Origin of the sequence: Myxococcus sp. AB025B, from assembly GCF_006518215.1 — a bacterium.
Classification (GTDB): Bacteria; Myxococcota; Myxococcia; order Myxococcales; family Myxococcaceae; genus Myxococcus; species Myxococcus fulvus.
This window is the reverse complement of sequence record NZ_SRLW01000325.1, coordinates 1-11,216: the sequence shown is the minus strand read 5'-3', so window position 1 is coordinate 11,216 and position 11,216 is coordinate 1. Positions and strand designations below refer to the sequence as shown.

The 11,216-nt window shown below is 64.2% G+C and carries 13 protein-coding genes; 5 read left to right on the top strand and 8 right to left on the bottom strand.

All coding sequences use genetic code 11. From position 1 onward, the window contains the following. Together FL311_RS36035 and FL311_RS36030 are read right to left on the bottom strand one after the other, a co-directional pair. Positions 1 to 611: tail assembly protein (locus FL311_RS36035; protein WP_141332212.1), on the bottom strand; the 611-nt coding region annotated here is incomplete at its 3' end. Continuing rightward, entirely contained in the window at positions 605 to 1,336 is a 732-nt protein-coding gene (locus FL311_RS36030) for a C40 family peptidase (RefSeq protein ID WP_141332211.1), read from the bottom strand. The genes FL311_RS36035 and FL311_RS36030, both read right to left, overlap by 7 nt. 240 nt (positions 1,337 to 1,576) lie before the next feature. Here FL311_RS36030 and FL311_RS36025 point away from each other — a divergent pair, with 240 nt between their 5' ends. Then, the gene (locus tag FL311_RS36025) at positions 1,577 to 3,262 is read left to right on the top strand and encodes an AAA family ATPase (protein WP_194869503.1); all 1,686 of its coding nucleotides are present in this window, start codon (positions 1,577 to 1,579) and stop codon (positions 3,260 to 3,262) included. An 80-nt stretch (positions 3,263 to 3,342) separates the two neighbouring features. Here the strand turns inward: FL311_RS36025 and FL311_RS36020 are convergent, their stop codons facing one another. The 4 genes from FL311_RS36020 to FL311_RS36005 all read right to left on the bottom strand — a co-directional run bounded on the left by FL311_RS36020 (position 3,343) and on the right by FL311_RS36005 (position 6,367). Next, positions 3,343 to 4,038, bottom strand: a complete 696-nt coding sequence (locus tag FL311_RS36020) for a phage minor tail protein L (RefSeq protein ID WP_141332209.1) — start codon at positions 4,036 to 4,038, stop codon at positions 3,343 to 3,345. Positions 4,039 to 4,155: 117 nt separating this feature from the next. Further along, a complete protein-coding gene (locus FL311_RS36015; protein ID WP_141332208.1) occupies positions 4,156 to 4,503 on the bottom strand; it encodes a hypothetical protein in 348 nt (115 codons plus the stop codon). 137 nt (positions 4,504 to 4,640) lie between these two features. Beyond that, complete coding sequence (locus tag FL311_RS36010; protein ID WP_141332207.1) at positions 4,641 to 5,228, bottom strand: phage tail protein; 588 nt, start codon at positions 5,226 to 5,228, stop codon at positions 4,641 to 4,643. A 749-nt stretch (positions 5,229 to 5,977) separates the two neighbouring features. Next, positions 5,978 to 6,367, bottom strand: coding sequence for a hypothetical protein (locus FL311_RS36005; RefSeq protein WP_141332206.1), 390 nt, complete (start codon positions 6,365 to 6,367; stop codon positions 5,978 to 5,980). A gap of 266 nt (positions 6,368 to 6,633) precedes the next feature. On the opposite strand from FL311_RS36005, the gene FL311_RS36000 reads away from it, so the two are divergent. The 3 genes from FL311_RS36000 (at position 6,634) to FL311_RS35990 (ending at position 8,887) form a co-directional block, all read left to right on the top strand. Beyond that, entirely contained in the window at positions 6,634 to 6,792 is a 159-nt protein-coding gene (locus FL311_RS36000) for a KilA-N domain-containing protein (protein ID WP_141332205.1), read from the top strand. A gap of 627 nt (positions 6,793 to 7,419) precedes the next feature. Continuing rightward, positions 7,420 to 8,361: a hypothetical protein gene (locus tag FL311_RS35995; protein ID WP_141332204.1), complete on the top strand. Its 942-nt coding sequence runs from the start codon at positions 7,420 to 7,422 to the stop codon at positions 8,359 to 8,361. Positions 8,362 to 8,389: 28 nt separating this feature from the next. Then, complete coding sequence (locus FL311_RS35990; RefSeq protein ID WP_141332203.1) at positions 8,390 to 8,887, top strand: phage antirepressor KilAC domain-containing protein; 498 nt, start codon at positions 8,390 to 8,392, stop codon at positions 8,885 to 8,887. A gap of 1,062 nt (positions 8,888 to 9,949) precedes the next feature. Here the strand turns inward: FL311_RS35990 and FL311_RS35985 are convergent. After that, on the bottom strand, positions 9,950 to 10,210 hold the full coding sequence (locus FL311_RS35985; RefSeq protein ID WP_141332202.1) for a hypothetical protein: 261 nt from the start codon (positions 10,208 to 10,210) through the stop codon (positions 9,950 to 9,952). Between the two features lie 113 nt (positions 10,211 to 10,323). Here FL311_RS35985 and FL311_RS35980 point away from each other — a divergent pair, with 113 nt between their 5' ends. Next, positions 10,324 to 10,896 carry a hypothetical protein gene (locus FL311_RS35980; RefSeq protein WP_141332201.1) on the top strand — a complete coding sequence of 191 codons (573 nt, stop codon included), beginning with the start codon at positions 10,324 to 10,326 and terminating at the stop codon, positions 10,894 to 10,896. A gap of 30 nt (positions 10,897 to 10,926) precedes the next feature. Here the strand turns inward: FL311_RS35980 and FL311_RS44430 are convergent. Continuing rightward, positions 10,927 to 11,216 (bottom strand): hypothetical protein (locus tag FL311_RS44430; protein ID WP_194869502.1); only part of this gene is annotated, 290 nt, incomplete at its 5' end.

Below are 11,216 nucleotides of genomic sequence, written 5' to 3'. Positions count from 1 at the left end.
GTCTGGCCGCCCGCGGGCCCGCCGAAGCCGCCGCCCACGCTCCAGTCGGTGATGATGCCGGCGGACACCACGCAACTGCCCACCACCATCTCCCCGTAGCAGAGGGCCACCGGGTGGCCCTGGGCCAGCGTGTTCACCGGGCCGTTGAAGACGTAGGAGGGCTGGTGCTCCGGCTTCTCCAGCGGCCCCGTCGCCCGGGGCGGGCCGAAGAGGAGCTGCGCGGCGCCACCCACCATGAGGCTGCTGCCCAGGGCGATGAGCTGCCCGCCCGCCGTGCCGTAGTCGTAGACGGAGAGCACCGCGCCGCCAGCGATGAGGACTGCCCCCAGCACCACCTGCAGGACGCCAGCCTGCTTCGCGCCCGCCAGGGCCGGGAGGATGGTGATGCGCTTCCCGGTAGCGACGCCCAACTCCTGCGCGCCGACGTCCCGCTCGCCGACGAGGACGTGGTAGCCGGGCGCGCTGTTCTCCGCGAGGTAGCGGCCGAAGCCCTCGCAAACCGCGCACAGAGCACGCACGGCCTCCGCCGGCGAGGGCACGCCCAGCGCCAGCTTCCACTCGCGCCCGAAGCGCGCCCCCAGGGGACCGCCAAGCACCACCGTCGTCAGCATAGGCTGCGGTGCCGCACAACCTTCCGAGTCACCCGTGCCCAGAAGCCGCTGTACGTCTCCCTCTTGGACAGAGAGTTCTGGAGGTGGTGGAGGACGACGTCCGCCCCCAGGTAGACGCCCGCGTGGTTGGGCACCTGCGCGCGCAGCTGCATGAGGAGGACGTCGTGCTCGCGCAGCGCCTGGCCGGTGACGTCTGCGAAGCCCGCGCGCTCGTACTCCTCGAGGTAGAGGTTGCCGCCCTTCAGCCACCAGTCGTCGGGCCGCTCGAAGTCTGGGATCTCGATGCCCACCACCTCCGCGAAGTGGTCGCGGATGAGGGAGAAGCAGTCCAGGACGCCGTGGCTGAAGGGCCGGCCCACCAGGGGCGCGCGGTAGCCGCTGGGCACCAGCACCTGCCAGTGCCCCACCGGCACGTTGACGATGAGCCAGGGCAGCCCCCAGCGCTCGCACATCACGCGGTCCGCTTCACTCGGCTCCGGGGACGCGTTGGGGTGCGAGTGGACCACCGCCACCACTTCTCCCTCCGACTCGGCCCGCGCGAAGTCCTCTGGTGCCAGGTGGAAGTGGGCGTGCCCCTCGGCGAGGTTGCGGCAGGGCCGGTACACCAAATCGCCCGAGATGCGGACGACGAGTCCGCACGATTCGCGAGGAGACTCAGCCCTTGCTTGAGTCAGGGCAGCAGAGACAAGACGCAAAGGAACTTCGAATATGTGCGAGGTCGGCATCCAGCGGCACCTAGGCGCGCAAGAAGACCACATCGCGCCCGCCGCTCTTCATCCACCTCTATGAGGACATCATCCTAACCGAAACGACCGGCAAGACATTCTCCATACTCATGCCCAAGGAGCGCACAACGACGAATTAAAGCCGCTGCGGCCTTGTCAGAGTTTCCCCTGGTCTGACAAATTCACCCCATGCCACCTCTAGCCACCTGCACTGTCAAGAAGCTAAACGACCTAGATTCCGTGACCCTCGAACTCGAAGCCGGTCGCTCAACAATAATCATCGGAGCCAACGGCTCCGGCAAGACGAGACTTGGCGTGTACCTCGAGTCATCGACCAAACCCAGTTCCGTAGCCACGCATCGAATCGCCGCCCAGAAGTCCCTGGCTTTTATCGATACGATTCAAATCACGGACCTAAACACGGCAGAACACCGTCTACTTACCGGCAACACACACAAGACTTCGGAAAGTTATCACTCAAAGATCAACGCGCGCTGGGGGAACAACCCCGCCGTACATCCCCTAAGTGACTTTGAGGCTCTCCTGCAAACACTCTTCGCGGAGCAAGCCCGAGTTGCCGTCCAATATATTCAGACCATAAAAATCAACCCTGCCACGCCAGCCCCAACACCAAAACTCCACCAACTTCAACAAATCTGGGAATCACTACTCCCTCATCGCCGCTTCATAATACAAGAAACAACTCTACGTGTAACCCCCTCCTCCGCGTACACGGGGATGCGACCGAAGCAATCCGCCGCACCCACACCATCATCACAACAAAACGACACCTACTTCGCCTCCCAGATGAGCGATGGGGAGCGCGCCATATTCTACTACATCGGCCAATGCCTACTTGCTCGTCAGGACTCAATCATCATTATCGACGAACCAGAAAACCACATACACAAAGCAATCCTAGGGAGGCTCTGGGCGACCCTTGAAAGTACGCGTCCGGACTGCGCGTTCGTCTACATTACGCATGACCTAGACTTCGCCACCGAACAGCCTGCGCGCTCCAAATACTTCCTGCGATCGCATAATCCAGAAATCAATTCCCGCGACACAATCCAAGGCCATTGGGACATCGAGGAACTGCCCGACGAAACTTCTCTCCCACAACAGGTCGTCGCGGAAATCATTGGCAGCCGAAAGCCCATTCTTTTCGTTGAAGGGACAAAGGAAAGCTTAGACCTGACAATATACCGAAATTGCTATGCCGAATTCAGCATTATACCTGTCGGAGCGTGCGACAACGTAATCAACTCCGTTCGCACCTGTCGAAACAACCCAACACTACATAGGCAAGGACCTGCGCATGGAGTGGTCGATGCAGATGACCGCACCGAATCCGAGATCGAGCATTTGCGCAACCTTGGCGTCCACGTACTACCTGTTGCTGAATTGGAGAACATCCTCCTACTCCCAGATGTATTCACTGCCCTAGCCGAAGCGCTTCACTGTGGAAACATACCCGGTCGACTCACCACCCTAACAGAAGACATCATGACCTCGGCGTCGTCGGACATTGAATCCACTTGCGCACTACACACCATTCGCCGGATCGATCGCAAACTAAAGCGCGTGACCATAAGCGCCAAGAACCTCACAACACTGCAGTCAAGCTTCGCTTCAGAACTGTCAGATATTAAGCCGGCAGAACTCTTTACGGACTTCAGAACTCGAATCGACAAACACATTCAAGACCGGGATCTCCAAGGAGTCCTGGCGCTCTATAGCAACAAGGGGCTCCTAGCCAGGGCCGCCACCAAGCTCGGGCTCCGGGACCGGAAAGAGCTTCTAGATAAGATCGCTAGACTTCTGGGAGGCACTAAGAATTCAACCTTCGCAAGCGTGCTCGCTAAGACCCTCCCCGGAATCCACACTGATGGCACAGGAAACTCCAAGTGGGACTCAGAAGTTTAGGCTTTAACCCGCTCGAGCCACCCAAAAGCAAGCCAATGGAGAGCGCCCCCCTTCTCGGATCACAGGGCCCACATTTTCGTTCACCTCAACAACCCTATACCTGGGAATCCGCCATACGGCAGAACCGCAATCGCACCGAACCGAGCCTTGCAGCTCGCGAGGCGCTTCCCGCACCTGTCCTGGGCCGGGTCCGACGTCGGCGTGTCGTCCGCCTTCGCCACGGGTGGGCCCGCGTAGCCGCACCCTTCGCCCCGGTACTGCCACCCGCACATCTGGGTGATGACGCGGAGGGGAATCCGGACGCCCTCGAGGTCGCACCGCGCCGCGAGGGTGAACTCGATGAGGTGCTTGTTCTCGGTCGTCTTCGCGTCCACAACGAACTCGTCATCGGGGAAGCCCTCGGACGGGCTCGCGGTGGGGTTGACGCCGCCAGGGAAGTTCACTGCGTCCAGGTAGCGCGCGAAGGTGCGCTTGCGGATGACGCGCGCGCCGAGCAGGTCGTTGGTGTCGCGCGCCAGGGCCCCCAGGGTGCCGTGCAGGTTGGCCATGGTGAGAGTGGGCCTGGGCAGGCGCCCGGTGCCCGACTTCTCGAAGCCGCGGGCCTGCACGGGCCAGGGCTGGTACGAGGCGCCCTGCCACACCACGGGCCCACCCAGGCCATTGGTGCCCGCGTGGAAGTGGCTGATGCCGCCTCCAAGGATGCCGCTCGCGTCCAGGATGAAGAGCTCCACCAGGGCGCCAAGCGCCAGCTTCTGGATGTCCTCGGCGATGCTCACCGGGTACTCCTGGGGTTCGGACTCGAGGGCGGGGCGTCAACGAGCAGGAGCGCTTCCACAACAGGGGCATGGTGGTGCATGCCCCCTCTCTTCGACCTGGACGGGGACGGCGTCCGCTCACCCCGCCTGGGAGAGCTGCGCGCTCCCAGCAGGGCGAGAAGCAGCCATCGCCGCGTCGGCAGATCGACGGGTGTTCGCCTCGATGGCCACGCTGCACAGCGCCGACTGCGCCTGGAGTTGGAGCGCGAAGGCGCGGCTTCTCGCCATGGCCACGCCGATGATGGCCAAGAGAACCCCGCTAACGACGGCCAGCGTGGGCCCCGCATTTTGCCCGCCGACGGCGTATCCAACAAGAGCCCCTATAGCGAAGCCAGCGAGGCCGCCTCGGACGACAATTCCCTTCGCCTGAGCGTAGAGCGCCTCTGCATGCGCCTGGATGACGTTCGGGTCGTACTGGACAGCCATGGACTTCCCCCAAAGGTTGAGCACTGCTCTCGCAGGCCGGCGCGGACCCTCTCATGAGGAGCGCCAGGTAAGAGAGGCAACCAGCACCCACCCGGGGCCTAGAATACCACCTGAGAGGTATTCCACGCGGGCTGCCCCTACCCCGCCACCTCATGGAACTCCGCGCTGACGTCGTGTGCGTTGAAGCCCTTGATGCTGGTGGACCAGCTCTCGCAGACGACGCGGAGCACGCGCTCTCCCGTGCCGGAGAAGGTGAGCACCGCGCCCGCCGCTGGGGCAGCGGCGAAGGTGACAAGCCCCGAGGACGAGAGCACGTAGCCCGTCCCCGCGACGAGCGGCACTCCGTCGCGAAAGAGGACGGGAGGCGCGCCCCACCCCGTCGCCGGCACGAGTTCCACGGGGTCCACGGAGGCGAGCGGTCGCTCGAGCAGGAACTGAGTGCGCGCTCCGTCCCCGATGCCGAAGCGGAACGCTGTGACAGCCCACGCACTCGTGGGCGCGACGAACTCGAAGGGCAGCGCGCCGCGGTGGGCAACGAGGAACGCCTCGATGGCGTCCGCCTCCACCTTCCTCCGCGTGTTGAACTGGAGCACCCAGCGCTGGAGGCTGGCACGAAGGCCGTCCTCCGCGCGCTGGGCGTACCCGTCACCGAACTGGGCCTTCAGGATGCGGGGCTGTGCCTGCTGCTGTACGCCGTAGTCCGGCACGAAGGGGAAGTGCTCCATCCCCCCATCTTCGGACGGATTGCTGACGCAATCCGACGAGAGCGCTCACGTGACAGGGCTTAGTTCCATGGCCTCCGACAAGAACTTGAGGTAGCCCTGGAGAGCTGACTCAGAAGCCGCTTCCGAGGGAACCGTCTTCTTGCAATCCCAACAGAGCGGAAAGCCAGGAAGACACTCCCCCTCTCTGTTTTTGCCTAGGGAAACCACCACAAAAGTAGTGCACTCTCCCTCACGTTTCCTCAACAACTCCAGGTTGGAAAGTCCGCAGAGGAAACAACATGCGCACGGGTCCATTCTCCGTCGGTCCGTTAGCGCTAGCTTCTCTCGTTCAGAAAATGGCTGATCCATTGGAATCCTTCCCCCCCCAGAGCAGAATTACCCGCACGTCCATGCGGGATCAAGGGGGACCCACCCAATTGCGCCGTTAACACAGGCATTTCATGTGTCAGAGAACGTCCGTCCCGCGAGCCCCGATTCGATAGAATATGTTTCATTCACCCCGAGCACGCTGAGCGCAGTTGCTGTAGCCAGGTCGTGCGCCATCTTCGCCCTGACGTAGTGTGTCCTCGCCGCCGGACTGCCATCCATCCCTGCTATCGCCCGCTGCAACTCTCTCTCCGCCGCCTCAAGGCGCTGCGCGAGCGCCACCCGCCTGCTCCAGTCGTCCATGAACTGGCGGGTGAGCACAAGACGTGCCGGCCTCACGGGTTCGCAGGCCGGCATGGGCACTGACACTGCGAGGCCGTGCCCTACAAGTCGTAGCAGAACCACGCATACCGCAGGCACCGACAGCTCGAAATCGTGCCGGCGGCGGTGCAGCACTTGGGCCACGGCTCCCCAGGCTCGCAGTATCCCTCCGAGTAGTCGCTGCACGAGTAGAGTTCGTCACAAGTCGGAGGGGGCGGGCACGCGATGGTGGTGCCATCGCACGTCACTCCCACTCCATTCGTCGCGGTGCAGTTGACCGTCGTCGCCGGACAGCTCACGGCCCCCGTTGCGCAGGTGGCGGTACACGTCGACAACGTCTCCGACGAGTAGAGCAGTGCCTCGCCCTCGTCGACCACTTCAGCGGCCGCTCCACCGCACCCGGCGATGAGAGCGACGGTGCAGGCCAACAGCCACAGCTTCAAGCTCTTCATGGTGAGTCCCCTGTCGAGAGGGTGTGCGAGCGTGAGGACGACCGGGCCACCGCCAGCTTCTCGCAATCCACGTGAGAGCGGCAACCTCGGACACCACCGCGCGCGCACTCGCCTTCGGACGGCGTCCTCGGCCCCACGGACGCTGTGCCCAGGCCCCGTGCAGGCCACACCACAAGACGCCCACGACGCCCCCTCCCGTCGTGAGGCGCCGCCGCCTCCCCGGGGTGCACGGCTCCGGGGAGGGGGTGCCTTTCCCCGAGGTCCGCATGTCCTGCCCGTCCCAACAGCTCGTCATCGGCGACGTCGTCGTCCAGCAGGACGACCACGGCCGCTACAGCCTCAACGACCTGCACCGGGCGGCTGGTGGTGAGCCGCGCCCCCAGCCCTCAGCTTGCGGACGTGAGTATGGCGGCTCGGAGCCGTGAAGGCTGGCCCCGAGAATCACCTGGCCGTGTCATCCTCACCGACAGACGTACCACTCCTCCTCGACATACGCGGTTGCAGTTCCCCACACAGACGCCGACGACTCTCCGCAGCGACACGTCCAGGCACCGACTCGCCGACGCATGTCCGGGCCGTCGTAGAACGTCCACGTGTAGGCCTGACCTTGGCACGCAGGACGGAGCGCGCCTTCATGCGTTGCAAGGGCGGCTTGGTCCTCCAACTCTTCCGCCATGCCTCCACAGCCAGCCGAGAGCAGGCCAAACACCAGCAACATCCCACGCATCTTCACTCGCATGCAGTAGTCCCCCGGTATGCCTCGTCGAAATGACAGGCACAGCTAGCGTAGGCGGCTCCGCCACTGCAATAGCAGCCACCGGAGAGTCCCTCTGTTCTTGGCCTGACACGGGGGCTGCTCACCTGCCCCATCCTCTGTCGTGCACACTCGAAGGTTCCCACCCGGCACGGACGCGGTCCCTGGCTACGTTGAGAATGAGCTCTCGGCACCGCACATGCCGTCCACTTCAAAACGCCGCTGGCCGTGGCCTCGCGGCGCCGCTTTCCTCCGGCGTGTGCGGACGCCGGAGGGAAGTGCCTTTACAGGAGGTCCCATGTCCCGCAGACGCGTGAACGAACTTTCCGGCGGATACATCTACGTCGTCCACTTCAGCAACGGGACCATCAAGGCTGGCCGCACCATCACCCCTGAACGGCGGCTGGCGACGCACGCCCATACCGCCCATTCGATGGGGCACACGGTCTCCGCAAACTGGGTGTCGCCAGCGCACATCAACTTCATGGCGAACGAAACCATCCTTCTCAATCAGCTTCGTGCCATCGCACGCGAGAGCCTCGCCGCCGAGTTCTTCACCGGAATCGAATTCACCGAGGCCGTTCGCATCGCCTCATCCCTCACGTTCACACCGGATACCCAGGAGCGTGCCGCCCAGCGGAGAGCTCTCGACAAGCTGGCGTTCAGTGGATTGCTGCGTGCGCTCGGCAGTTCGACGATGGTGGCCGGCTGGGAAGCGTTTTGCGACCGCGAGGAGAAGCGAATTGCCCCCGAGTCCGGCCAGAACGACACCACAGGGGAGCCTGCGGACCCAAGCGACTCCGTCCCGGTCGAGATGACCATGAACATCTCGCTCCGCTTCAAGGTGCTCCCAGCCGACCAAGTGGCCAGCTTCGTTGAGGCCGGAATCGTCGTCGTCGAAGAGAAAGCTCATGCGCCCATGCGGTTCAACGTCCGACTCGCGGCGAACGAAGCCGGCCCCTCCTTCTCCGGAACGACTCGGGAGGGTGCGGTCTCGGCAGCATGGGCCTACGGTGTCCACCACACCGCCGACACCGAGGCGCTCGCGGTAGCGGAGGGCATGCTCGACCTCGCAGAGGAGCTCGCCGGGAAGCCAGGCGCCGATGTGGCGAGCATCTACCGGACCACGGTGAAGACCATCACCTTCGTCGACATGGACCTCCCGCCCGTGACCCCCGACAGGTGGCCGCTCCTCGCCATAGAGGATTCCAGGGTATCCGTTTCGGACCCTTCGCGCTGACCTCCCACCGGAGTACGCCCCACCCCTCATGTCCGGGACACCAGAGGTCCCGGTCACGAAGTCCGCCCTCCTCCGGCTCGCGGCCGACCTGGCCGAGGCGAACGAGCGCCAGGCCGCGCAGCTCGTCGAGCAGCAGCACCAGCTCGAGACCCAGGCGCCTGCGGTGAAGCTGGCCGACGACTTCCTCTCCACCACCCAGTTGATGAGCCTCATGGACACGGCCCGGCACCTGCGGCTGCCGATTCGCGACTTCTTCCGGTGGCTAGAGCGGGACGGCGTGTGCTTCAAGCGGGACGAGGAGAGCCCCTGGGTGCCCTACGCGTCCTTCATCCGGGACGGCCGTCTCGTGTACCAGGTGCGCGTGCTGCGCCGGCCGAAGCCCGGGAAGGACGAGCCGCACACCCGTCCCCAGACGCTGGTGACGCCTGCCGGGGTGGCCTGGTTCGCGAAGAAGTACGGGCACCTGGCGGGACCTCCCCGTCCCGAGCAGGTGCCTCTACTGCCGGCAGACGCTGGGCTGGCCTGACGAGCAGCACTAGGCACGTGGTATGCAGCCGCCCAGCCCCATGAACCAGCACTCCGTGCCGTCGCCCCGCGCGCCCTGCTCCCGCATCGCCCTGCTCTACCCTCTCGTCCTGCTATCACTCACGGGCTGCGGCGCAGACAACGCCCCCTTCGGAGCACTGGGCTCGATTGATGGGTGGTACGACGGTGAATGGCGCCATTTCAGCGATGTCCAGAAGGGCGGCGTCACCTCACCGGCAGAGCACACCCCTTCGACGATTAGCAGCATCCATGTCTGCGGAACCGACGATGACGGCACGCCCAATGAGCGAACCGACGACTCGCTGCTCTGCTTCATCCTGTACGTCGACACGGCGTTTCTGGGAACAGGCCCCACTACCCTTGTGATTGATGGCCTAGCCGACGTGAGAGCCGGTTGGATCCAGTACGGGTCCACCTTCACGCCTCGCCCAGGACACAGTCCAGCCGTGCGAGCAGCATGGGCCACTACTCACTGCTATGGCGGCTCCTTCCACTCCAGCGACGTGCGCCTCGAGGTAACAGGGACAGTGGAGCTGCGGGTGAACGATGCCACCCGAGTCGCTGGTCACCTCGCGATGGAGACCGAGGGAGAAACCGCAGGGCGGTGCCCAGCCAGGAAGGCGCGAGCGGACGTTGAGTTCGACTTCGAGCCTGGACCTGCACCGTAGCCGTCCTTCCCGACGGATGACTGGCCTGCAGCGGACGCTCCCTGCCCAGTCAAGTCGCCCTTCTCGCCAACGCCCTCGCGGCGACATACACCTCCTGCATTCCTGAGCCCCAGGAGGCACCTGCGCTTCGGGTTTCCTCCATCCGCTGAACAAGACTTCGTAGCGCGCCACCATTGCAGCCAGGCTCACGACTCAGCTGCGCAAGCTCCTCAGCCAATCGGAGATGACACGCGACCTCGATGTCCCCTGGGCTCGACGCGGCGAGACTGCGGAGGTAGCTGACGAGCTTCTCGATGTAGGCAGCGTCTGGCCATGTCACGAGCACATCCTCGATTCTAAGGTGCCCGCTCGATATGTCGGTTGAGGCGCGTGCTTCACTCGTCCACCAGGGGCGAGCGCAGCCGCGCGTTCCACGCGCTCACCTCGTTCCACTTCTTCTTCTGCCGTCGCCGCGGCTTCTTCGCAGGGGTGAGCGCTGCGTTCTCCTCCCGCGTGAGCGGAAGTGCAGGCTCCGTCTCTCCCAGGGCTGCCCCCGGCACGAGCTCCACCGGAGCAGGGGGCATGGCAGGAGGAGTACCGAACCCTACCCGGAACAACCCCAGCACCCACTCCCTCAAGCGCAGCACGGCCAGCATGGATGCGTCTCCCGGGCCGATGGTGGCCGTCACGGGTTGACCAAGAACGACAGCGTGCCGGAAGCTTGGCCGAGTCTCACCTTCTGGGGCAACACGAACGACGAGGCTGACCGATGGGGATTGAATGGGGAATCAGTGCCGCAATCATCGGCTGGCTGTTCTGGCGCATGCTGAAGGCGCGCAGTGATGAGCGGTCTCTCGCCCTTCGTCGAGTCGAGCACACAAGGCGGCACGATGTCTTCGTGGACACTTGGCTGTTCGACTTCGTCGAGATGGCAGTGCTCTACAGCTTTCATGTCACCGATGGACCAACCAAATCCGCTCCCAGTCTCCACCAACTCCGGCGAAGTGGCGTCGGGAAATGGGAAACACGCATCTCACCAGATTGCGCCACGTACACGATTGCCGAGATCGAGAAGGAGTTGTCGTCGCTATCGAATGAACCGACACGAAATGCTATGTCGATCCTTGATGCGGAAGCGAAGCGGGACGGGTTCCGCCGAGCCCAACAGGAGTGGCGAATCCTAGAGGAACCGCTCGCTGCGCAACTTGAGTCGCAGTTCCACCTCTTTTCCTCGGGATACGCGCCAGTCGAGCCCGCTGTATCACTTCAAGAATTGTGGCGGAAGCTCACGCGGCAGCAAAACGAGAAGGCTGCACGACATGCGGCGCGCACCTACGGGTGAGCGCCTTCGCACATCCTGGAGTCCCCTGCTCTACCTCCTCCGCGCCGTGAAGTTGTAGATGGAGCCACCGGGCTGCATCTCCTCGAGGAGGGCCTTGCGGATGGCCACGCTCAGCCCGCGGGCCATGCGCTCGGCGTCGGCCCGCCCGCCGGAGGACTGCACCTCCGACGTCACCGAGCCGTCCTGGCCGAAGTGGTTGACCACGGAGACGGAGACCTGGCCCCCGCCCTCCCCCGCCGGCGGGAGGATGTCCGCCTTGCTGGGCACGTACAGCTTCGGCACCTGGGGCACCTCGGCGCCGAAGTCCAGCTTGCCGACCC